21 protein-coding genes are annotated in these 23,019 nt (G+C 62.5%); 8 read left to right on the top strand and 13 right to left on the bottom strand.

The genetic code is table 11. The annotated features are described in order from the left end of the window. Positions 1 to 73: 73 nt before the first annotated feature. Genes ABJF10_RS04285 through eutC form a run of 4 tightly spaced genes read left to right on the top strand, consistent with a single transcriptional unit; the run spans position 74 to position 3,807 of the window. Entirely contained in the window at positions 74 to 772 is a 699-nt protein-coding gene (locus tag ABJF10_RS04285) for an amino acid permease (protein WP_348543285.1), read from the top strand. A gap of 13 nt (positions 773 to 785) precedes the next feature. After that, a complete protein-coding gene (locus ABJF10_RS04280; RefSeq protein WP_348543284.1) occupies positions 786 to 1,607 on the top strand; it encodes an amino acid permease in 822 nt (273 codons plus the stop codon). Between the two features lie 12 nt (positions 1,608 to 1,619). Next, positions 1,620 to 3,005 (top strand): ethanolamine ammonia-lyase subunit EutB, encoded by a 1,386-nt coding sequence (locus ABJF10_RS04275; protein WP_348543283.1) that lies wholly within the window; start codon positions 1,620 to 1,622, stop codon positions 3,003 to 3,005. Next, positions 2,998 to 3,807, top strand: coding sequence for an ethanolamine ammonia-lyase subunit EutC (gene eutC / locus ABJF10_RS04270; protein WP_348543282.1), 810 nt, complete (start codon positions 2,998 to 3,000; stop codon positions 3,805 to 3,807). Before ABJF10_RS04275 ends, eutC begins: the two co-directional genes overlap by 8 nt. 365 nt (positions 3,808 to 4,172) lie before the next feature. Here eutC and ABJF10_RS04265 read toward each other — a convergent pair whose 3' ends face one another. The 5 genes from ABJF10_RS04265 to ABJF10_RS04245 form a co-directional block, all read right to left on the bottom strand. Further along, positions 4,173 to 5,666, bottom strand: a complete 1,494-nt coding sequence (locus tag ABJF10_RS04265) for a Tudor-knot domain-containing protein (protein WP_348543281.1) — start codon at positions 5,664 to 5,666, stop codon at positions 4,173 to 4,175. Between the two features lie 48 nt (positions 5,667 to 5,714). Next, on the bottom strand, positions 5,715 to 6,557 hold the full coding sequence (locus ABJF10_RS04260; protein ID WP_348543280.1) for a hypothetical protein: 843 nt from the start codon (positions 6,555 to 6,557) through the stop codon (positions 5,715 to 5,717). Positions 6,558 to 6,613: 56 nt separating this feature from the next. Next, a complete protein-coding gene (hisC, locus tag ABJF10_RS04255) occupies positions 6,614 to 7,738 on the bottom strand; it encodes a histidinol-phosphate transaminase (protein WP_348543279.1) in 1,125 nt (374 codons plus the stop codon). A 266-nt stretch (positions 7,739 to 8,004) separates the two neighbouring features. Beyond that, a complete protein-coding gene (locus tag ABJF10_RS04250; RefSeq protein WP_348543278.1) occupies positions 8,005 to 9,849 on the bottom strand; it encodes a protein kinase in 1,845 nt (614 codons plus the stop codon). Positions 9,850 to 9,858: 9 nt separating this feature from the next. Next, positions 9,859 to 10,566: a hypothetical protein gene (locus tag ABJF10_RS04245; RefSeq protein ID WP_348543277.1), complete on the bottom strand. Its 708-nt coding sequence runs from the start codon at positions 10,564 to 10,566 to the stop codon at positions 9,859 to 9,861. A 263-nt stretch (positions 10,567 to 10,829) separates the two neighbouring features. On the opposite strand from ABJF10_RS04245, the gene ABJF10_RS04240 reads away from it, so the two are divergent. Further along, positions 10,830 to 11,699, top strand: a complete 870-nt coding sequence (locus ABJF10_RS04240; protein ID WP_348543276.1) for an alpha/beta hydrolase-fold protein — start codon at positions 10,830 to 10,832, stop codon at positions 11,697 to 11,699. Positions 11,700 to 11,715: 16 nt separating this feature from the next. On the opposite strand, the gene ABJF10_RS04235 is transcribed toward ABJF10_RS04240, so the two are convergent. From ABJF10_RS04235 to ABJF10_RS04220, 4 genes are all read right to left on the bottom strand, one after another. Next, a complete protein-coding gene (locus tag ABJF10_RS04235; RefSeq protein ID WP_348543275.1) occupies positions 11,716 to 12,315 on the bottom strand; it encodes a hypothetical protein in 600 nt (199 codons plus the stop codon). Beyond that, positions 12,315 to 12,962, bottom strand: a complete 648-nt coding sequence (locus tag ABJF10_RS04230) for a DUF1080 domain-containing protein (RefSeq protein ID WP_348543274.1) — start codon at positions 12,960 to 12,962, stop codon at positions 12,315 to 12,317. The genes ABJF10_RS04235 and ABJF10_RS04230 overlap by 1 nt, the downstream gene beginning before the upstream one ends. A gap of 89 nt (positions 12,963 to 13,051) precedes the next feature. Beyond that, on the bottom strand, positions 13,052 to 13,978 hold the full coding sequence (locus ABJF10_RS04225; RefSeq protein ID WP_348543273.1) for an alpha/beta hydrolase-fold protein: 927 nt from the start codon (positions 13,976 to 13,978) through the stop codon (positions 13,052 to 13,054). Positions 13,979 to 14,046: 68 nt separating this feature from the next. Then, entirely contained in the window at positions 14,047 to 15,108 is a 1,062-nt protein-coding gene (locus ABJF10_RS04220; protein WP_348543272.1) for a DUF4105 domain-containing protein, read from the bottom strand. A gap of 150 nt (positions 15,109 to 15,258) precedes the next feature. Here ABJF10_RS04220 and ABJF10_RS04215 point away from each other — a divergent pair, with 150 nt between their 5' ends. Further along, positions 15,259 to 15,777 carry a DUF2314 domain-containing protein gene (locus tag ABJF10_RS04215; RefSeq protein ID WP_348543271.1) on the top strand — a complete coding sequence of 173 codons (519 nt, stop codon included), beginning with the start codon at positions 15,259 to 15,261 and terminating at the stop codon, positions 15,775 to 15,777. Between the two features lie 9 nt (positions 15,778 to 15,786). Then, a complete protein-coding gene (locus ABJF10_RS04210; RefSeq protein WP_348543270.1) occupies positions 15,787 to 16,167 on the top strand; it encodes a hypothetical protein in 381 nt (126 codons plus the stop codon). Between the two features lie 10 nt (positions 16,168 to 16,177). On the opposite strand, the gene ABJF10_RS04205 is transcribed toward ABJF10_RS04210, so the two are convergent. From ABJF10_RS04205 to ABJF10_RS04190, 4 genes are all read right to left on the bottom strand, one after another. Then, positions 16,178 to 16,555, bottom strand: a complete 378-nt coding sequence (locus tag ABJF10_RS04205; protein ID WP_348543269.1) for a response regulator — start codon at positions 16,553 to 16,555, stop codon at positions 16,178 to 16,180. Between the two features lie 84 nt (positions 16,556 to 16,639). Further along, complete coding sequence (locus ABJF10_RS04200; RefSeq protein WP_348543268.1) at positions 16,640 to 18,073, bottom strand: NAD(P)/FAD-dependent oxidoreductase; 1,434 nt, start codon at positions 18,071 to 18,073, stop codon at positions 16,640 to 16,642. Positions 18,074 to 18,237: 164 nt separating this feature from the next. Next, a complete protein-coding gene (locus tag ABJF10_RS04195) occupies positions 18,238 to 19,641 on the bottom strand; it encodes an OFA family MFS transporter (RefSeq protein WP_348543267.1) in 1,404 nt (467 codons plus the stop codon). Positions 19,642 to 19,644: 3 nt separating this feature from the next. Further along, positions 19,645 to 22,194, bottom strand: a complete 2,550-nt coding sequence (locus ABJF10_RS04190) for an FdhF/YdeP family oxidoreductase (protein WP_348543266.1) — start codon at positions 22,192 to 22,194, stop codon at positions 19,645 to 19,647. 254 nt (positions 22,195 to 22,448) lie between these two features. Here ABJF10_RS04190 and ABJF10_RS04185 point away from each other — a divergent pair. Next, positions 22,449 to 23,019 (top strand): DUF935 family protein (locus ABJF10_RS04185; protein WP_348543265.1); only part of this gene is annotated, 571 nt, incomplete at its 3' end.

The raw sequence follows: 23,019 nt of genomic DNA, 5'->3' as shown, positions 1-23,019 counted from the left end.
CCCGACCCGCATAAAATCAGCCTTCGCGGAGGCACCCCCTATGCTGTCACGGCAGCGCAACATTACAGGGAATATGACTACAGGGAAAAACATCGCACCGGACGTCGACATCTCTGCCGACGTGAAACTACTCGAGAGCATGGGATACGCGCAGGAGTTGAAGCGACGCATGAGCGCTTTTTCCAACTTCGCGATCTCCTTCTCGATCATCTGCATCCTCGCCGGCGGCATCACGTCGCTCCAACTCGGCACCAGCGCCATCGGTGGCGCGGCGGCGGGCATCGCGTGGCCCATCGGCGTCGTCTTTGCGCTGCTCGTGGCGCTCTGCATGGCGCAGGTGGCCAGCGCTTATCCGACGGCGGGCGGGCTGTACCATTGGTCCTCCATCCTCGGCGGCAAGGGCTGGGGCTGGGCTACGGCGTGGTTCAATCTGCTTGGCCTCATCTTCGTCACCGCGGCGGTGAACGTGGGCGTTTACACGCTCTTCATCAACCTGATCCTGCCGCTCTTCGGTATCGATCCGGCGAAGCTCACGCTGGTCCATCAGGCCATCGGCGTCATCCTCATCACCGGCACGCACGCGCTCTTCAATCATCTCGGCATCAAGGTGACCACGATGCTCACCGACCTGAGCGGCTACCTCATCTTCGCGGTTTCGATCATCCTCACGCTGTGCATGCTGATCTTCGCCAAGTCGCACGATTTCGGCCGCCTCTTTAGCTTCGCCAACGTGAGCGGCGATGCGGGGGGGCGGCGTGTGGCCCGCGAGTGAAAACGGCGGCTTTATGCTGCTGCTCGCCCTCCTCTGGCCGATCTACACGATCACCGGCTTCGACGCCTCGGCGCATACCTCGGAGGAAACGGTGAACGCCGCGACCAACGTGCCCAAGGGCATCCTGCGCTCGGTCTATCTCTCAGGCATCTTCGGCTTCATCATGGTGGCCTCGTTCATCATCGCGCTGCCCAGCGTCGCCGACGGCGCCAAGCAAGGCGGCAACGTCTTCTTCTGGCTGATGGACAACGTCATCCCCGGCGGGCTGAAAATCCCGCTGGAGATCGGCATCGTCATCGCGAACTACCTCTGCGGCCTGGCCTGCGTCACTTCCACCTCGCGCATGACTTACGCGTTCGCTCGCGACGGCGGCCTGCCGGCGCTGATGAAAGTGGTCTCGCCCAAATTCAGCGTGCCCGTCGCCGCCATCTGGATCGGCTCCGCCGCCGCCGTGGCCTGCACGCTCTACGCCCCGGCCTACACTACCCTCACCGTGGCTTGCGTCATCATGCTCTACATTTCCTACGTCATGCCGACGATCGTGGGCATCTTCGCCTACGGAAAATCGTGGACGAAGATGGGGCCGTTCGACCTCGGCCCGGCGCTCTACAAAGGAATCGGCGTCATCGCAATCCTTGGTGTGGTCGCGCTGATCTACGCCGGCATCCAGCCGCCGAATGACAAGGCGCTACCCGTCACCGCCATCACCGCCGTCCTGCTCTTCGTCTCCTGGCATCTCGGCGTGAAAAGGAAGTTCGCCGGTCCGCCCATGCTCGTGCCGGACAAGGTGGCCACGCCGGCGACTACGGCTGGCCTCGCCGGCGAACCTGCGTAAGCTTCCAAGCCGATGACCTATCGGCTCACGCTCGGCGCCACCACTCACGCGTTCCGCGACCTCAAGACGCTCCTCGCCAAAGCCACCCCGCTGCGCTCTGGCGATCAACTCGCCGGAGTTGCCGCGGCGAGCGCCGAGGAGCGCGTGGCCGCGCAGATGTGCCTGGCCGAGGTGGGACTCGCCGACTTTCTCGAGGAGCCGCTCATTCCCTACGAGGAAGACGAAGTCACACGGCTCATCTGCGACCGGCACGATCGCGCGGCTTTCGCGCCGGTCGCGGGCTTGAGCGTCGGGGAATTTCGCAACTGGCTGCTCCGTTACGAGACAGATACACCGACGCTCACCGCGCTCGCGCCCGGGCTCACCCCCGAGATGGTCGCCGCGGTGAGCAAGCTGATGGGCAATCAGGACCTCATCCTCGTGGCCAGCAAGGCGAGGGTCGTCACTCGCTTCCGCAACACCCTCGGCCTGCCCGGCACGCTCGCGGTGCGCTTGCAGCCCAATCATCCGACCGACGACCCGCGCGGCATCGCCGCTTCGATCCTCGACGGGCTGATGTACGGCTGTGGCGATGCCGTCATCGGCATCAATCCCGCGACTGACTCCCCCGCCGCCTACGGCACCCTCCTGCGTCTCATCGACCAGCTCATCCAGGAGTATGAAATCCCTACGCAATCGTGCGTGCTCGCCCACGTCACCACCGCTTTGCGCTGCATGGAGGCGGGTGAACCAGTCGATCTCGTCTTTCAATCCATCGCCGGCTCCCAGGCGGCCAATACGAGCTTCGGCATCGACCTCGCGCTCTTGAAGGAAGCGCACGAAGCCGCCCTCGCGCTACAGCGCGGCACGGTCGGCGACAACGTGATGTATTTCGAAACCGGCCAGGGCTCGTGCCTTTCCGCCAATGCCCATCATGGCATCGACCAGCAAACGCTCGAAGCCCGCGCCTACGCCGTCGCGCGCGAATTCTCGCCGCTGCTCGTCAACACCGTCGTCGGCTTCATCGGTCCCGAGTATCTCTACGACGGCAAGCAGATCATCCGCGCCGGGCTGGAGGACCACTTCTGCGGCAAGCTCCTCGGCCTGCCGATGGGCTGCGACGTGTGCTACACCAACCACGCCGAGGCCGACCAGGATGACATGGATACGCTGCTCACCCTGCTCGGCGTGGCCGGTTGCAACTACATCATGGGCGTCCCCGGCGCCGACGACATCATGCTCAACTACCAGTCGACCAGCTTCCACGACAGCCACTATCTGCGGCAGGTGCTCGGCCTGAAACCCGCGCCAGAATTTGCGGCGTGGCTGGAGAAAATGGAGATCGCGCGCGAAGGACTCCGGCTGCAACCCGCGACCGCCAAGCACTCACTCGTCGCCCCGCAATTGCGCCATGGGTGACCTGAGCCTCACGCCCGATCCCTGGGAAGAGTTGCGCGGCATCACCGCCGCGCGCATCGCCCTCGGGCGCAGCGGGGGCAGCGTGCCGACCCGCGCGCAGCTCGACTTCCGACTCGCCCATGCCCGCGCCCGCGACGCCGTGCTTTCTCATTTCGATCCCGATGAGTTGGGCGAGGACCTGCGCACTCTCGGCCAGCCGGTGCTGGTCGCGGAAAGCGCCGCGCGGGACCGCGCCGAGTTTCTCCAGCGGCCCGATCTCGGCCGCCGCCTGGGTCATGCCTCGCGGGCCGATCTGGTGGAGCACGCGGCCCGCGGCGCACGCTGCGATCTCGTGATCATCATCTCCGACGGGCTGTCCACGCTCGCCGCGACGACCCAAAGTGCCCCCCTCCTTGCGGCGCTGCTTCCGCTGCTGCACGCGAGCGGATGGGTGCTGGCCCCGCTCGTCGTCGCCCGCCACGGGCGTGTCGGCCTGCAGGATGAGATCGGCGAGATCTTCCGGGCGAAGATCAGCCTGATGCTGCTCGGCGAGCGCCCCGGGCTCGGCTCGGCCGACAGCCTCGGCGCGTATTTCACCCATGCCCCGGCGATCGGCATGACTGACGCCGACCGCAACTGCATCTCCAACATCCGCCCCGGCGGCCTCACAGCGGCCGAAGCCGCGCACAAACTCCACTATCTGCTGACCCAGGCCCGAACCCTCGGCCTCAGCGGAGTCGCCTTGAAAGACGATGCACCTATGCTCCCCACCAGCGCGAGCACTGGACCACTTCCACATTCGGCGACTCACCAAGAGGACTAAATGCCATGGAATGGCATTATGCCGACCTGTACGGCGTGGATCGAGACCCCCGGTTTAAAAAAAAACTGACCTCGATTAGCCTTTACTGGCCTTGACCAGGCTTGACCGGCCTCAGACTTCTCTGGGCCATCCATAGGCCAGTCAAGGCAGTTGGACAGCCGACTCCGAGGCCCATCCAAGTCCGTTGATGCAACTATTTTGCATTAATTGACCATTCTTCCATTTCAAAGAACCTCATCTCCATCGATGCCGCCCCGCACAAAATTCATCCATTCACGCCTCCTCTCATTTCTGGTGGGTAATATAGCACCCCAGTCGCCGAAAGTCAAGCGGAAAATCCGCGACGACATTGGCGACTCGAATCTTCAGCGCCGAATGCGGGCGAGGCTATCGAGCGGCACTTTGCTCGGCGGGCTGCCATCCTCCCAGCGGACGGTGGCTTTCTGGGGGCCCACCCCTTGCACCCGGCCGGGATACATCTGCGCGTGGTCACCCCACACGGCGAGCACGCGGTCGCCGACATGCAGCTCCGCCGGCTTCGAGACGGCGATCACTTCATCGCCGCTCAGTTTGCCATTGGTGTCGTCGTCGTAACGCACGGCGAAGGTGCCATTGACCAGGCCGGCAATGCGGCCGCGATACCAATCGGTGTGCCAGCGGGCGGCCACGGCTTCACCGACAGCGGGAGCGTGCGGTTCAGCAGCGGCGAATTCGGGGGCTTGCTTGCTGTTTTTCTGTTTCGGCAGACGGGCACGCCCGGCGGTAATCCATTCGTCGTCTTCGCCTTCATAGCCTTCGTAGTGCACGAAGTAGAAGTAATCCTCGACCGTCTTGGTGATGGTCGCCGGATACCACTGCTTCTGCCATTGCACCTCGTAGTGCTGGCCGACATTGAGCTTCCCTTTCACGATGGGCCGCAGGCGCGTCGCATCCACCCACTCGTTCCATTTGTCGTCCCAGCCCACGTAATGCACGTGGTAGGAACTGCCGTCCGGTTTCGCATCGAGGATTTCGGACGGGTACCATTTGCCCTCGCTGTCGCGCGCGTCCAGCACCTCGCCGATCTGGTGCGACCCGCGAATCTCGCGCGTCGCGGAGCCCCTGGCTACCGAGCGCAAAATGAAGTCCTTTTCAAAACTGGCCGAGAGCGCAAGGGCGGCGAGCTGGTCTTCCTTGTATTTCATCTGGTCGTGCAGGAAGCGCTCGATCTCGTCCATCGTGAGCTGGCCGTCGTGGTTGCGGTCGATGATCGGGTCCCCGGCAAACGACCGGATGAGGCCCTCGGTGAACGTCCAGTTGCCAGTGGAAGAATTCGACGCCGCGACCGAGGCCAGCGTGGCCACACGCACGTCCGGGCGCTTCTGCTCAAACTGCCGCAACACGCTGTGCAACGAGCCGGAACAGCAGCAATCGCCGATCAGAAAGAGGCGGTTCCCTTTCCACACTTTGTTGAGGATGGGGAAGATCTCATCCATGTGAAAAACGGTCTCGTCCGGGCGCGCGGAATCGTAATCGTAGCAGTAAAGGAGCTTGCGGCCGCCATGGCCCTGGAAGCAGAAAATGAGCGTATCGCCCGGCGCGCACCGGGTGGCGAGGGCGGCCAACGAGCTGCTCATGGCCGCATGCGTCGCGGCGCTATCCTGGAGGAAGACGATATTTTCCGCCGGGACGCCCGCTGTCTTGAGCTGCTGGATGAAAACTTCGTCGTAGCGCGTGCCAGGAAAGGAGATGAGCCCGGCCTTTTCGGGCCACTTCGTGATGCTGGCGCAGAAGACAAAAGTGCGAGCCGGCTGCCATTCGGGGGCGCCGTGGGCCACACCGGCGAGCACGATGAGAAGGCAAATGAGCAGGTTCTTCATCAGGGAGCCGATTGGAGCAGAGGCAGCGCTGTTTGTCACCCGCCGCCGCTAGTTGGCCGGGGGCTTCGGCAACCCTTTGCCGGACCAAACCTCCGGTTCCTTCAGGGAGAAGCCACGAACTTTTGGACCGATAAATCTCAGGGATTGCGAATTCCACGTGCACACAGTGGCGATTGATTGTTCCCGGTCTTCTTTTCCCTCCTCCGTCCAAATTCTATGAATCGCAATGCGCGGACGGCCTTGACGGACACTCACCTGCACATCTTGCGTGAACTCCCGGTATGGATCGGCAGGGCTGAGGTAAGCGCCGACATTCTTCAACACCAGAGTGCGGTGAAATCGCCCCCCGCTCACGACGTAGAATTCCTCAGAATCAAATCCCCATTTCCGTCCCCCGAGATACTCCGTGAAGTAGAAATGATACAGCCCGCTGGGCCGCAGTTTGACCGGCTGCGGATCGCCAATGTACGAATAGCTCTGGTAGCGTGCCGACCGACGGATGAAATCGGCGACATGAAAGCGACGCTCCTTTCTCTCGAGCAGAAAGACGACTGCGCAAAACGGCGACACCCGGCCAGGCTTGTTATCGGCGAAGACAATCGCGAAATTCCGCGCGCGATGAATGACCTTCACGTGATCGGTCAATGCTGCGTGAAAGTCATCGGGGTTATCGAATTGCGGATCCACTTTCGGCGTGAGCAGATTGTCCCATGGAGCGCCTCTCGACTGCACCGCATCCACGAAATCCTCCACCGTAGAGAAGCCCGGCCGGCGGAAAGCGAGATCGCAAGCCACCGCCTCATCGGCTTTCACCTCCGCACGGGCCGAAAGGCACCAGCAGTGAGCAGCCAGGTACGTCAGGACCACCGAGAGTTTTCGCACGCGAATCACCACGGGAATACGTGATTCCCGAGGTCGATCTTGCAAAAAAAGTTCCGCCTGCCCTCTCAGACCGCAGCCGGCTCGCGGGCTGGCATGGGCAGGCCGGGGAGGCGCTGGAGATCGGAGAGGAAGCGGGTGTTCTGCTCCATCGTCCCGATACTCACGCGGATCCACTCCGGCAGGCCGTAGCTGGTCATGTCCCGCACGATGATGCCGTGCTTCATGAGCGCCTGGAAGACCGCTTTGCCGTCGCCGACTTTGACGAGGATGAAATTAGCGAAGCTGGGCACGAACTCGAGCCCGAGCGCGGCGAACTCGCGCTGGAGGTAATCGCGGCCCTCGATGGTGATCTCGCGGGTCTTGCGCTGGTGCTCGTCGTCGAGCAACCCCGCAAGCGCGCCGGCCTGGGCGATGCCATTCACGTTGAAGGGCTGCCGGGTCTTTTGCAGCACGTCGATCAACTCGGGCTTGGCGAGACCGTAGCCGATGCGCAGATTGGCCAGCCCTTGGATCTTCGAGAAGGTACGCAGGACGACCACGTTGCGACCTTCGCGGACGAACTTCAGGGTGTCCGGCGGGTTCTCGAGGAACTCGTGATAGGCCTCGTCGAAAACGACGATGACGTGGTCCGGTACTTTGGCCATGAAGCGATCGATCTCGGCCTGGGAAAGGAGCGTGCCGGTCGGGTTGTTCGGATTGGCGATGAAGACTTCCTTGGTCTTCGGCGTGATGGCCGCGGCCATGGCGTCGAGATCGTGGGCGAAATTCGGGTCGTCCACTTCCACGGTCGTGGCGCCGAAGAGCGTGGCCATGAGCTTGTAGACCACAAAAGCGTGCCGGGCGGTGACGATCTCATCGCCGGGATTGAGGAAGGCCTTGCCGATGAACTCGATGATCTCATTCGAGCCGCAGCCGAGAATGACCTGGCTGCGCGAGAAACCGAATTTCTGCGCAATGCCCTCGCGCAGATAGTAGCTGCCCCCATCGGGATAAAAATGAGCGCGCTCCAGCGCTTCGTGCATGGCGGCGAGCGCCTTGGGCGAAGGACCGAGCGGGTTTTCGTTGGAAGCCAGCTTGATGATCTCGCTGGGCTTGAGGCCGAGTTCGCGCGCCACGTCCTCGATGGGTTTGCCCGGCTCGTAGGAAACAAGGTCGTGCAGCCAGGGGTGGGCGGTATTCCAGAGTGACATAGGGGCGGAGACGTTACCCAGCGGCGCACAAAACGCCAGCGCCAGTTCACTGATTGAGATTCGGTGGCCTCAGAGTGCGGCGACAAGCAGTTTTAAACCGCAGAGAGCGCAGAGGGTTTGGAGAGAACCGCAGAGGGATTGGTTGCCCGCTCTCCCCTCTGCGATCCTCTCCAAACCCTCTGCGCCCTCTGCGTTTTCAATCATCAGCCGGATCGGCCTGAGGTCGGGAAGGATGTGCCGCGTGAAATCCCCGCGAAGCGATACGTTTATTCGCGCGGGAGCGAGCGGAGCGTGTTCTCGATCTGGTCGACGTACTTCTGCCGATCTCCACCGTCCTTGCCGCCGGTCATGTGCTTGAGGGTCTGGCGGCCGTGCTCCAGGGTCTGCCGGGCCTCGGCGAGCGAGCCAAAGCTCACCTGAAAATTGGCGACCTTCTTGCAAAGCTGGGCGACATCGGCGGCGGCAATCTGGCGCCCGTCGGTAGCGAGATCGAAGGCATTGAGGTAGGCCTCCAGCGCGTCGTCCCGTTGCCGTTGCTGCATGAGGGCATCGCCCCGGCTCACGAAGGCGTGCCAATCCTCGGCGGGTTGGGGCGCTTCGGGCGGCGTCGCTTCCGGGGTGGTCGCCGGTGGCTGGGTGGGCGGCCGGGAGACCGGTTCCAGGCTCGAAGTCGCCACGGGAGCGGGCACGATCTGCGCAACTTTGGCTGGGCCGGGTAAGGTGGTGACAGCGACGGGGGGCTCGGAAGGCGGAAGCGCCACGGGGGCCGGAGGCTCCGCGTTGGGATCGAGCTTGGCCGGAGTTGTCGCGGCTGGTTCCGCTTTGGTTGCCGGCTGCTCGGTGGGCGTGGCTCCCGGTTCCGCTTTGGCCATCAGCGGTTCGGATTTTTGCGGCGTGACGTCGGCCACCGGCGGCAGGGCGGCGGATTTGATCGGCGCCAACTCCGGGGCGGGTGGCGGAACGACCGGACCGGTGGCGGCGGGCACCGGTTGCTTCAATTGAATGATCACCACGCTGACCGCCACCAAGGCGCACACGGCGGCGATGCCCGCCAGCCATGGGGTCGCGTGCTTTTCGCGCGGCGCCTCGGCGGGCGCACCCGCTGCGCCAGCCTTTTTTGCGGGGCTGGGTGCCTCTCCCTTTTTGCCACCGGCCACCACTTTCGGCAGCGGCGTGAGGCGGATGTTCTCCACTTCGCTCTTCATCTCCCCGGTATTCGAGTAACGGCGATCCGGCTCCTGCTGCATCGCGCGGATGACGACCTGATCGATGCGTTCATCGACCGTCACGCGCTGCGAGGGCGGATCGAAAATGCCCTGGGGCACCTGCCCGCAAAGCATCTCATAAAGCATGACGCCGAGACTGTAGATGTCCGCGCGATGATCCACCCGCGAGCCGCTCTTCTGCTCGGGCGCCATGTAGTCCGGCGTGCCGAGCACCATGCCCGTCATCGTCTGGCCCCATTGCTCGGAGCTGGGCGTGTCCATGCGCGCGAGGCCGAAATCGGCGACCTTCACGCGGCCCTTCGTGTCCACGAGCACATTGGCCGGCTTGATGTCACGGTGCACCACGCCCTCGACGTGCGCGTACTGGAGCGCCTCGCAAACGCTGACGATGAGTTCCAGCGCCTGGTTTGGCTTGAGCCCGGTGGACTTGATCAAATGATGCAGCGTCGTCCCCTCGACGAACTCCATGACGAAATAAAGATGTCCTTCGGTCGTGGTGCCGAAATCAAATACCGAGACGATGTTCGGGTGGTTGAGCTTCGCCATCGTGCGCGCCTCGCGCACAAAGCGATCGGCGAAGTCGCGGTCGATGCTGATCTCGAGCGGGAGGAGCTTGATCGCCACCACGCGGTCGAGCGCCGTTTGGATCGCCTTGTAAACCGCGCCCATGCCGCCACGTCCGAGCACGTCGACCACCTTGTAATTCGGGAACAGCCGGGCCGCTTCCTCCACCGTGGGCGGCTCCCAGTTTTGCATGCTGCCCCCGCCGGTCATACGCACGGACTGCATGCCGCGCGCGAACAACTCGTCGGGGCTTACGCCGCCGAGCAAGGAGGGCGCAGAAGCGTCATTCTCGGGCGACGGATTTTCCGGGGCAGTCGGCATGGCAGCCTGTTAGCTTGCCGACACCAGCAGTTTAGTCAATTCGCTATCCACTTCATCCTCCCGGCGGACGGTGTCGCCCACGAGCCGCCGGAGGATCTCCCGGTAGCGCTGCCGGTAGCGAAAGACGGCCACGTGCAAGGCGCTGATCGAGGTGCTGGTCTTCTCGGCCACCTCGGCGTAGCGCTCTTCCCCTCCGCTGAAACTGAGGAATTGCTGAAGGTACGGGACGAGAGCGGCCTTGCCATCGTTGGTAAACTCCTCGCGCAGCGTTTCGACGGTCAACTCCAAGGCGCCCAGCGCCCAGCGGCGGGTGAAGACGTCGTCCGGGTCGCGCTGCGTTTCGCGCAGGAAGCGGCGTTCCGCCTGGGCGCGATCGAAAACAGGGCGCGCCTCGAGGCCCTTTTCGTCGGCATCGGGCAGGCCGGCGGCGACGTAAGCCGAGAGCCGGCGCTGCAAGAACTCCTGCAAACGCTCGACATCCTCTTCATTCGGATCGGGCGGCTCACTGGAAAGCAGGCGGCCAAAAAAGTGCTCGGTCCGGGCCACGGCTTCCGCCGGCATGGAGCCATTCGCCCGCAACCACGCGTAGACGCTCGGCGCGGTGCGACTGGCGAGCAACACCAGCGCCTCGCGATGCCCCACCAGGGCGGCTTCCCACAGGCTGCGATGGGGCTTGCTGGCCACCGTGGGCATTTCGTCGGGGATGGGCGGCGGCATGGAAGGGGGACATAGCGCCATACCGCCGCGCCAGCGTCAAGGCCGTGTGGCATTTTCACCGGAGGACGGGTGGGTTCACCACGAAGGCACGAAGACACAAAGGGGAGCTGGGACGCGGTGAAGCAAAAAGCACCGAACTCTTTCTCCTCCCCTTCGTGTCTTCGTGCCTTCGTGGTAAAAATCCCCGCGCGAATTCCCCTGCGAAGTCGCCCGCTCACGGGTTTGCATTTGCGTCGGGCTCCCGACCCAGCCACAAAACCACCATGCGATTTCTCCCCTTGTTCACTGCTCTCGTCGCCGCCACGCCGGTCTTCGCCATCGACGACTACAAGCTCGGCCCCGATTCCCAGCCGCAGGACGTGCCCCACGGCGAGGTGAAAAAGGCCGTCTTCGATCACAGCCAGATCTTCCCCGGCACGACCCGCGACTACTGGGTCTACGTGCCCAAGCAATACGACCCGGCAAAGCCCGCCTGCCTCATGGTCTTTTTCGATGGCGGCGGCTACCAGAAGCCGAACGGCGGCACCCGCGCCACGGTCGTCTTCGACAATCTCATCGCGAAAAAGGACATGCCCGTGACCATCGGCGTCTTCGTGCAGCCTGGCATCTTCAAGGCCACCGAGCCGCCCGCCAAGGACCGGCCCAACCGCAGCTTCGAATACGACTCGCTGGGCGACGCCAATGCGCGCTTCGTCCTCGAGGAACTGCTGCCCGAGGCCACCAAGGGCCTCAACATCACGCCCGATCCGAATGGCCACGCCATCGCCGGGGCGAGCAGTGGCGGCATCGCGGCCTTTACCGTCGCGTGGGAGAAGCCCGAAGCCTTCCGCAAGGTCGTGAGCTGGATCGGGAGCTTCACCAACATCCGCGGCGGCTACGTCTACCCTTCGCTCATCCGCAAATCAAAGGACGCTCCGAAGCCCCTGCGCGTCTTCCTGCAAGACGGCTCCAACGATCTCGACAACCTTCATGGCAACTGGCCGCTCTCCAGCCAGGATATGGCTGCCGCGCTCAAGTTTGCCGGCTACGACTACAAGTTCGAGTTCGGCGACGGTGGCCACTCCGGCAAGCACGGCGCCTCCATTTTCCCAGACACCCTCCGCTGGCTCTGGCGCGACTGGCCGAAGCAGTAGCTCGCGTCCTTGCAGCCTAGTCGTCCACGGTAGTCTTTGACTTGCCGACCTTGTGGACGGAGGCGTGATGCCGTTTGTCAAAGGCCAGCGTGAACGTCACCTCGCCGGTGTAACTCTTGGAGTTCACTCGCGACAGCATCATCAAGTCGCTCGACATCTGCAGTTCGCCGGATTTCAACCATCGCACCGGCCTCGCGGCGCCGCCGTAGTTTTTGACATCTTCGCCCGCGCCTTTGCCAAATTTGATATCGGGACGCGGCAATTCTTCCGGCAACGTCACTTCCACGAAAGCTGATCCATTCCAGAAGTAAACACTCGCTTCGCCCTCCTTATCGCCCCGAGTGCCATAAGCCGCCCACTTTGAATTCGCCGACCACACCAGGACGGTATCGCCCAAATGCGATGGATAAGCCTCCCCCAGCTCGACCATCACCCTGCCGGATTCCTTCTCGATCAATGTGACCTTTGGATTCGAGGGTTCCACTCCGCTCTGGTCGGCAATCCGCAACACAAAACGCCCGTCTGGTGAGGGGCATTTGATCGTCGCGGCATCCGCGGCCCAGCCCGCGCTCGCAGTCCAGCAAGCCGTCAGAAAGACAACGAAACCCCGATACATCAGTCGAGCGTCTTGATCTTGATGTTGCGGTACCACACGGGCGACTGGGCTTTGCCGTGGAGGCCTTGCAACCCGATCGGGCCAGTGTGGGACCAGTCCTTGAGCGCAACCTTGAATTTGTTGGGCGTGCCGTCGGGATTCTTGCCCACTTCCGTCCAGTCGTTGAAATCGGCGTGGATGACTTCCTCGCCGTTGAAGACCACGATCACGACGCTGTCCTTGCAAGTGATGGTGTAGTGGTTCCATTCGCCCACCGGCTTCGCCATGTCCTTCTTCGGCGGCATGGCGTCGTAGATTGCGGCGACCATACCGTACTTGCTGCCGTCGGTGTTTTCATGCACCTGGATTTCCGGGGCGGCGAGCACGTCCTTGATATTGCCAGAGCGGAGGAAGACGCCGCTGTTGGATTCCTTGGCGACCTTGAAGTCGAGATCGAGGACGAAGTTCGAATACGAGTCCTTCGTCCACAGGGTCTCGTGGTCCTTCGCGACCAACTCGCCGTTCTCCCACTTCCAATGGTCGCCATTCGTGGCATTCGCCAGGTCCGGGGCGAAGAGATCTTTCTCTTCGGCGAAGACGGAGGACGAGGCTCCACAAAACAAAAGGAGTGCGGCGGCGATGAGCGTTCGAGGGGCGAGGAGATTCATGGTTCCGAAGAGTGCCGGTACGGGGCGGGTTCTCAATCCCGAAATTGCGGACGGAAAGAATAACGAGGTGGATTGCCCACGGCGATTTTTTAGCGCGGATAGCCGGTCCACAGCCAGCGCAGCGTATCCGGCAAGATCGACGCGCCGTGCTTCGGGTTGTGGGTCCCCTCCCCGACGACGAACTTATGTTCGTAGCCCTTCTCATCCAGGGCCGCCGCCATGGCGATGTTGGCCTCGGGCCACGAGCCAAACTGGTTCACGATGTCGTTCTTTCCATCCTGCTGGAAGATGCGGATCGGCTTCTTCGGCGCCTTGCGCACCATGTCGGGATACGCGTTGCCGCCGCGGATATTGGTAAAGCTGCCGATCCAGCTAACGACCTTGCCAAATTGTTCGGGATGCTCCCACGCCACGGTGAACGCGCAGATGCCGCCGGAGCTCGAGCCGGCGATGGCGCGCCCGGCTGGATCGCTCGTGACTTTCACCGTCTTCGCCACCTCGGGCAAAATCTCCTCGAGCAGAAAACGCGAATAGGTCCCACCCAGTGAATCGTACTCCACCGAGCGGTCCTTCGGCGACGCGGGCCGGCCATCGGCGCGCTTGCGCGGTGGCTCGCCGGGTTTCAACGGCTCATCGCCCGGATTGATGAAGACCCCCACCGTCACCGGCATTTCTTTCTTCGCGATGAGATTGTCGAAGACCACCGGCACCCGCCACGTGCCGTCTTTCTTCACATAGCCACCGCCGTCTTGAAACACCATGAGGCACGCCGGTTTCGCGGCGTTGTATTGCGCCGGCACATAGACCCAGTATTTGCGCACCGTGCCGGGATAGACTTTCGAGTTGTTCCACTCGTATTCGGTCACCTTCCCCTCGGGCACGCCAGTCTGGGGCTGCGAATCGGGTCCGAGTTTGTATTGATCGTCTGGCGAAACCGGCTTGGTCTCCTGGCCCATCGCCAAGCCGGCGACTAAAGACGTGACGAGGGTGGCGACAACGAAGCAGCGGGGGAACATGCCCCAAAGAGAGCCGCAGCGGCGCCTCTTCGACAAGCCGGATCTGCTCCCGCGATGCCAGAGCGCGGTCACTGTCCCGCGGTGCGCGGTTCGAATCCCGGGCGCCCTGCACGGATGCGGTCCGAGAAATCCGACGCGGTATCGGCGGCATTGGCCGCCTCGTTGATCCGGGCGCGCTGCTTCAGCTCGGGAAAGGGCAGGCCGCCGGCCAGGACTCCACGCTCGTACATCATCTCGTCGCCGTAACCGTTGAAGAGGATGCGCCAGTCCCACGGCGCGCGCTGCGCCGCAGCGTGTTGCGTGCGAATGCTCGTGGTGCAATTCGTCGTCGCCGCATTGTACCAGCGCGGGTGCGTGTGCAGGTCATTCATCGCCGCGACGTATTCCCGGAAACGCTGGCGCGCCGCGTCCGGCGTGGCGGTGGTGTGGTAGAGAAAGATTTCCTCGCCGTGGCGGTAATTCGTCCGCACGCGCAAGACATCGCGTTCATCCGCACAGACGTAGATGAGCTCAAATTGCCGGTAGAGACCGCCCACCGCGGAGTAGCTCTCCCCGATCTCCTTGCGCGTCTCGATGGAAAAGCAGACCGGCGGCGCATCGTCGAACTGGAAGCTGGCAATGGGATGCGCCATCCACGCCGAGCCCCAGTAGTTGATGGCGAGGTCCAGGCCATGCAATTTCGAGAGGTCCACCTCGCGCGTTTCCCAACGCGGCGTGTAATCGGTTTCCGTGCGGTACTCGCAGTTCCGGACGTTGTGCAGGGTCACGTGATCGCCATCGATCTCCGCCCAAGGCGCCTCCGCCACATCGGGCTGCCAGGGGCGGTCGTTCGAGGGTCGCAACATCAGCCAGCAGGCCAGCACCACCACGAAACCACCAGCAAGGATTCCGATCTTGCGCCACTGCCCCCGGACATTCGCCACCCAGGCGACCATTCCGATCGCGTAGACGATGGCCACTCCATGCCGCAAGATTTTCACTGGAAAATCAAACCACAGCGCGCCGATGGCCCACAGGGTCATCCCCACCAGCAGCAGCCAGCCGACGGCCAGGCAGAACAACCCGGACCACGAACGGCGTGGCGCCCGATTGCCATATACGGTGTATTGTTGCCGGAGAAGCGGACTCATCGCCCGCCATCTTTGGCTGCCAGCGTCTCCCGGGCCAGAAAATCTTCAACAAGGGTGAATATAAATTCCCGCACGCCTGGCCACGACGGGCCGGGAAAGACATCCACCCCTCCCCCCGGTCACGTATCTAACAGACACACTCTTCCGCCCATGAAACTCCTCGTCCCATCCCTCATTACTTTGGCCACCGTCGGTATCGCCGCCGCGGCCACCGAGAGCACTCACCTGGCCGGCCGCGAAAACAAGACGCCCGGTCCTCCCGGATACACCACCGTCGAGGACAATGATAAGGCCATGGACCATGCTACCCGGTGCGCGCACCGCTCCCTCGGATTCTTCCTCACGGCACTTCGGGCCAGGAAGGCTGGCGATAGCGGCTTCGAAGTCAAAAAGGCGTTTGTCGATGGCAAGACCGTCGAACACATCTGGATCGGCAGCCTGACCTTCGACGGCAAGAATTTTCATGGGAAAGTGAATAACAAACCGCTGGATGTGCGCACCGCGCGGCTCGGACAGACCGTGACGGTGGCGCCAGGCGAAATCTCGGACTGGATGTTCGTTAAAAGCGGCAAGCTGATGGGCGGCTACACGACCCGCGTCCTCTACGCCCGCCTCTCCCCGCGCGACAAAGCGGAGTTCAACAAGGAAGCGGATTTCAAAATCGAATAAGCCACTGCTATGAATGAAACTTTCGATAACTTGATCGCCGGATGCAGGAATCGGCTGACCGGCCTGCGCCTTTTCTCTTCCAGACACGCCAGGTGGGTAAAATGCGCAAAATCAGCGGGAGCGGTGCTTTTGCTCGGCAGCTTCGCGCTCGGCTTGGGCGGATGCGCCGGCTACTACGAACCCGGCTATGCAGGCGGGTACTATGATCCCAATTACGCCCCGTTTTACTCCGATTACGGATATAACGACAGCACCTTCGGTGGATTCGGGGCCTACAGCGGTGATGTCTTCGTGGGCGGAATTCACCATCGCGGCTACTACGGCGGCCATCACTTCAGTCACGATTTTCGCGGTGGCGGCGGCCATGGCGGCGGTGGGCATCACCGCTAAAGCGAGGCATTCAGCCAGTTGCTACCCGCCTCGGTGTCGGTAGAAGCGCCGAGATGGCCTCCACGAGATCCGTATGGAGGAGGTTCTTGGCTACGAACCGGTCAATTCCGGCGGCCTCCCCCAGTTGCCGGGCGTCGTCGCTTCCCGAAACGAAGACAATCGGAATCGATTGCTTTTGTTCCCGCAGCGTCCGCACCAAGGTAGGCCCGTCCATATCCATCATGTAGCAATTGGTAATGAGCAAATCGACCGTGCCCGTTTCGATTTCGTGAAAGACATGCCGTGCGGAGGCGTAATCAACAATCTCCGCAATGGGCCATGCTTCCCTAACTACGTCACATATGACGCTACGAACGAGGGCTTCGTCGTCAACGATCGCAATTTTCAAGGTGGACATCACTCTTGATCCCCAATTCGGCAGTTACGTGTCAATGCGCAAGCCAGCACGCCCTAACATCGGTATAACATACAATCATTGCTGGTGTAACATCGCAAACGATTCGCCATCCCGTAACGACCACCGCGCAGCGTGATATCCGCACATGCCATGGACACCACCACCGGGCGGCGTCGAGGAAGAGCAAAGATAAAGATGAGTGTGGCCCAGACGATAGGGGTTCGGGCTCGCCACGGGGCGCGCGAGAAGATGCCAGAGGTCGCAAGCTCCCCCGGTGATGTCGCCGCCATCGAGGTTTGCGTTGCCGGCTTGAAGATCGGCGGGCCTTGAGACATGCCGGGCAAGGACACACCGGGCAAATCCGGGGGCGAAGCGTTCGATCTGGGCTTCAATCGCGCCAGTCATATCCAAGGCGCAGCCCCGCGGGACGTGGCAGTAGGCCCACGCGATATGGCCCCCGGCAGGCGCCCGGCTCGGGTCGCAAATAGTCGGTTGCGCGAGAAGCACGAAAGGGCGCGCGGGCACATGGCCACGCGAGACGTCGCGCTCCGCACTGGCGATCTCGTCGAACGTCCCACCGAGATGAATCGTCGCTGCCTCGCGACACGCTTCGGCCTTCCACGGGATTGGCCGATCAAGCGCATAGTCGATCTTGAAGACGCTCGGGCCGTGCGGGAATGAGGCGAGCGCTTTTTGCAACCGCGGCGGAAGACGGTCTCGGGCAAGACGGGCGACCTGCCAGGCCGTCACGTCGAGCAGGATGGCACGGGCGGCGGACAGACCGTCCAGCGAGGAGATCGCCCGCCCCGTTTCGATCGTGCCTCCCAGCGCTCGCAAATGCGCCGCGAGAGCGTCACTGATCCGCTGGGCGCCACCACGCGGGAGCGGCCAACCGACGGCGTGCCCAAACATTCCAAGCACCAGCGCGAAAGACGCCGAACCACGCGCCTCCAGCGAAAGAAACGAGTGCGCCGCAAGGCCACCGATGAGCGCTTGGGCGGCGTCGGAAGAAAAGCGCGACGCCAGACCGCGCGCCGACCGCAACGCCAGCAAGCCGAAACGGGCGAGCAGCCATGGATGACGGGGAATGTGCAGCAAAGGCTGGAGAATTTCGCCGGCGAGCAGCTCCCATCGATCCACAAGCGGCTGCATGAGCTCGCTATACGCCTCGCCATCGGCGCCCAACGCGGCACCGGTTTCCGTCACCGATCGATGCAGCACGGCAGCAGTGCCATCGTCCAGGGGATGCGCCAGCGGATATCTCGAGTGGACCCATTCCAAGCCATGCTCGCCGAGCGGCAGATCACGAAAAAATGGTGACCCGACGGCCAGTGGATGGATGGCGGAACAATGATCATGCACAAATCCCGGCAACGTCAGTTCCATCGAGCGCGCGCCACCGCCGATGGTTGATTGCGCCTCGATCACCTGCACCTCGGCCCCGGCTCGAGCCAGCGTGATCGCCGCGGAAAGGCCATTGGGGCCGGAGCCAATGACCGTGGCCTTCATCGATTGGAATCGGGAGACTGAATCGGCTACTGAAAGAGAGCAGGCAACTTGATCACGGTCTTCCAAATTCCCCAGATCAGCGGCAGGCTGACCACGGTCCAGTAAATCGCAGCTTGAAGACCGGATGTTTTTATTGGCTCTGTTTTATCCATGGCTAGTGGTAATTAGGCGTGTGCCGGACGGGGATGATGGGGAATGTCGTCGTCCGGCCCTACCGGCCGGCTCGGGTCACCGTGACAGTGGTAGCGCTCGTCGACGGGGCGGACGAGAAGGTTGCAAATGAGGCCGATGATCAATAGCCCGGCCATGAGATACATCGTCGGCGCGTACAGACTGACACCCGTGACACCGCTCGCGTGCAACCGGTCGCGCAGTTCATTGACGAGCACAGGACCGAGGATCCCGGCCATCGACCACGCGGTCAGCAAGCGACCGTGGATCGCGCCCACTTGCATCGTGCCGAAGAGATCTTTCAAGTACGCCGGGATGGTGGCGAAGCCGCCGCCGTACATGCTCAAGAGAATCACGCAGATCGCCACGAAGAGCGTCGCGCTGCCGGAATGAGCGGCGAGAGGAATGAGACAATACAGCACGGCTCCGAGCAGCAAATAGATGACGTAAACGGCCTTGCGCCCCGTATAGTCGCTCAAGGAAGACCACAGGAAGCGGCCCGCCATATTGAAAAGACTAAGCAGCGCGACAAATCCACCCGCCGCCGCGGCGGTGACGCCTTTGTGCACCCCACCCGCCGGAAACATCTCCTGAATCATCGGCGAGGCTTGCGCGAGGATGCCGATGCCTGCGGTCACGTTGAAACAGAGCACCACCCAAAGCAGCCAGAATTGCGGTGTCCGCCAGGCCTGATCGAGAGCGACATTGGCCGTGGTGACCAGCTTTTGCGGAGTGGTGGACGGCGTGTAACCGGCGGGTTTCCAATCCGCCGCAGGAACCCGCACGATCCACGCGCCAAACAGTATAAAGACAAAATAGATCGCACCCATGGCGATGAAGGCCGGAGCGACGCCGGGGTCGGATGAGGACTTGAAGGCGTCCATGAGCGTGAGGCTCAGGTTGGAGCCGATCAGCGCGCCGCCGCCAAATCCCATGATCGCCATTCCTGTGGCCATGCCGGGCCGATCGGGAAACCATTTCACGAGCGTGGAGACTGGCGAGATATAACCGAGACCGAGGCCGCATCCGCCGAGCACGCCATAGCCGAGATAGAGGATCCAGAGCTGATGCAATCCAACTCCCAGCGCCGACACGAGGAAGCCGCCGCCGAAGCAACACGCTGCGGCCAGCATCGTCTTGCGCGGGCCACTTTTCTCCACCCATTTGCCGAAGACCGCCGCGGAAATACCGAGGAACGCGATAGCGATGCTAAAGATCCAAGCCAGCGAAGCCTGCTCCGATGGTCCCACGCCCAGGACCTTGGCTAGCGGCAGTTTGAAGACACTGAAGGCATAAACCTGCCCAATGGACAGGTGGACCGCCAAGGCGGCCGGCGGGATCAGCCAACGATTGAAGCCGGGCGGGGCCACGGTGCTTTCACGATCGAGGATGGACATAATTCAGGTCTCCATGGAGTGACCGATACTTTCCGCGAGGCCGGCTTGCAGCCCGGCAAAGGCCTGCTCCGTATCGGGAGACGGGGCAATCGAAATGATGACGCTCTTGCTCGTCGGCGTGTTGCTTCGCTCCGCCGTGCTGTTGATCGGCACGAGCACGTTGGCCTCGGGAAAGTAGGTCGCCGTGCAGCCGCGCGGAATCGAGAACGGCGCCACCATGAAGTGCCGCGCGACCCTTTCCTCATCGTGATAGTGGCTGGTCAGGTCAACAAACTGGCCCTGCTGCAACCCCGCCTCACGCACATCCTCAGGATTCATGAAGACCACCCGGCGGCCATGGTAAACGCCGCGATAGCGATCGTTCAGCCCGTAGATCGTCGTGTTGAATTGATCGTGCGAGCGGATCGTCATCATCAGGAACGTGCCCGGCGCGAGATCGTGCCGCTCGATAGGGGAAACGATAAACTTCGCCTTGCCTTCACCGTTATTGAACTTCCGCTTATCGCGCGCCTCGTTGGGCAGATAGAAGACGTCGCGCCGGATGCGCGCGTTGAAATTCTCGAAGCCCGGAATGACATGCTCGATGTGATCGCGGATGCGATTGTAGTCCGCCACGAGCCCTTCCCAATCGACCGTCGTCCTCGATCCCAGCGTAGCCCGCGCGAGCCGCCCGACAATCGCCGGCTCACTCAACAAATGGGCGCTGGCCGGTTCCAGTTTCCCGCGCGAAGAGTTGATGATTCCCATCGAATCCTCGACCGTGACGAACTGTGCGCCGCCCCCCTGCCGGTCGTGCTCCGAGCGGCCCAGGCAAGGCAGGATCAGCGCGATTTCGCCGGTGATGAGATGCGAGCGATTGAGCTTCGTCGAGACGTGCGCCGTCACCCGACATCCTTGCAGTGCCTTTGCGGTGAATTCCGTGTCTGGCGTGGCCGAGAGAAAATTGCCGCCCATCCCAAAGAAAAAGCGGATCTTTCCCTGCCGCATATGCTTGATCGCCTCCACGGTATCGGTGCCGTGCTGCGCCGGGGGCGAGAAGTGAAATTCCCTGCCGAGCTTCGCCATGAAATGGTCGTTCATGCGTTCCCAGATTCCCATGGTGCGATCACCCTGCACATTCGAATGCCCGCGCACCGGGCACGGCCCCGCGCCCGGCCGTCCGATATTTCCACCGAGCAGAAGAAAGTTCATGACCTCCTGGATAGTCGCCACGGAATTCTTATGCTGGGTGAGCCCCATCGCCCAGCAGCAGATGATGCTCTTCGCCCCCATCGCGATCTCCGCCGCTTCGCGAATCTGCGCCCGCGTCAGGCCACTGCCGGCGAGAATTTCCTCCCACGGAGTCAGCCGCAGGTGCTCGAGGAACGCGTCAAAGCCGCATGTGCTTTCGTGAATGAAAGCGAGATCGAAGACGCCGCCCGGTTTCTTGTCCTCCTCGGCGAGCATCTCCTTCATGATCCCGCGCATCGCCGCCATGTCCCCATTGATGCGCACCGGCAGCCACAGGTCGCTCAGTTTCACCCCTTTGTTGGCCAGCAGCTTCAGCGGATAGAGCAGAATGTTGTCATACTCCTCGGGATTCGGATTCGACACGCGCATCAACCCCGGCTCGGGCAGCGGATTGACGGCCACGATTTTCGCGCCGTTATTCTTCGCGCGCTCCAGCGTGGTCAACATGCGCGGATGATTCGTCCCCGGGTTTTGGCCGAGGATGAAAATCGCGTCCGCCTTCTCGAGGTCGTCGAGGGTCACGCAGCCCTTGCCGATACCGATGCTTTCGCTCAACGCCGACCCGCTCGATTCATGGCACATGTTCGAGCAATCGGGCAGATTGTTCGTGCCAAATTGCCGGGCGAAAAGCTGGTAGAGAAACGCCGCCTCATTGCTCGTGCGGCCACTGGTGTAAAAGACCGCGGCATCCGGCTTGGGCAGCGCGTTCAGCTCACGAGCCAGAAGCGCAAAGACCTCATCCCACGTGATCGGCTCGTAGTACGTCGCACCTTCCCGTTTGACCATCGGCTCCACCAATCGTCCCTGCTGTTCCAGCCAATAGTCACTCTGCTCCCGCATCTCGGCGATGGAGTGGTGGCGGAAGAAGTCGGCATCCGCATGCTTCTTCGTCGCCTCGCTGGCAAAAGCCTTCGCCCCATTCTCGCAAAACTCGAATAGGTGCCGCTTCTCATCCGGGCTCGGCCACGCGCAGCTCTGGCAATCGAAACCGTCCTTCTTGTTCACGTCGAGCCACGCCTTCACACCGCGCACCGCCCCCATCTGGCCGAAGGTCATTTTCGCGCCTTCCAGGATGGCTTTCAGGCCGGCTGCCACATGTTCCGCCTCGCCGAGTCTCGGCGAGCGTTCCAGCGGCGGTTGCGCACCGGAAGTGGGCGTCGCGTTGTCATGATGCGCGTCATCGTGCGGCTCCGTGACCGGAGCCCCCAAGCCAATATCCGTGGGCTTTTGCGCGACCGTGTCCAGCGCGGGCTCGTGCTTGGAATCTCCGTTACGGCGAGCGTCGGGCGGTTGGTGTCGGTGCTTCGGATGGTTTCGATCCATACACAACTCTTCTATTTCTTTTTCGCAACGGGGGTTCCCCGTGCGTGTGTCAGGAAAGCGGAATACGTCACGGTCACCCTCACCGAACCCGCGGTCAAATCTGCCGAATTACTCGCGAGCGGCGGCCACTCTCCGCGAAATTGTTCAGCAAAATGTCCGTTTTTGGAGCCCCAAAAGACGATTTTCCGCAATGGAGCCAATAGAGCCAATGGAGCAATGCACTTTTTTTTCGAAGTCATGCTTCAATCGCGGGCATGGAGACATCCCTAACTCAACCACCCGCCGCGAAGGCGAACCTCCGTTCCCGCCTCGCCGGCTTCGCCCGCACTGCCCTAGCCGCCGCCGCGCAGCGCAAACCTCGTCCATCTTCCATTGCCCATCGACCATTGGCAGCGCCTCAGGCGCTGGCCACCATCATCCGCCCGCAAGCCCGCGAGCGCTGGCTGCTCCCGCAAGTCGCCGCGATCACACCCACCTACATCGAGATGACTCTGCGCGGCGCCCTCGCCGGCGCGCACATTCCCCAGTGGGAGCTCTTCAACCTCATGGAGGACACCTGGCCACGCCTGCGCAAGAACGTGCTCGAGTTGAAGATGGCCGTGCGCAGCCGCCGTCCCGTCTTTGAAGCCTATCGCGACGAGGACGCAGAGGAATCGCCCACCGCCACCGAGCGGATGAAGCTGGTCAGCGCCGCCCTGCGCCACATGCAGCCCGACCCGGCGGCGGATGAAGGCGCGTTCGACGACCTCGTCACCGACATCCTCGATGCCTGGTTCAAGGGCGTGAGCGTCCTGGAGATCGACTGGCACATCACCCAGACCCGCG

Source organism: Chthoniobacter sp. (assembly GCF_040003245.1).
GTDB lineage: Bacteria > Verrucomicrobiota > Verrucomicrobiia > Chthoniobacterales > Chthoniobacteraceae > Chthoniobacter.
Note: the sequence above shows the minus strand (reverse complement) of the source record. Positions and strands in the feature narration are given on the sequence as shown.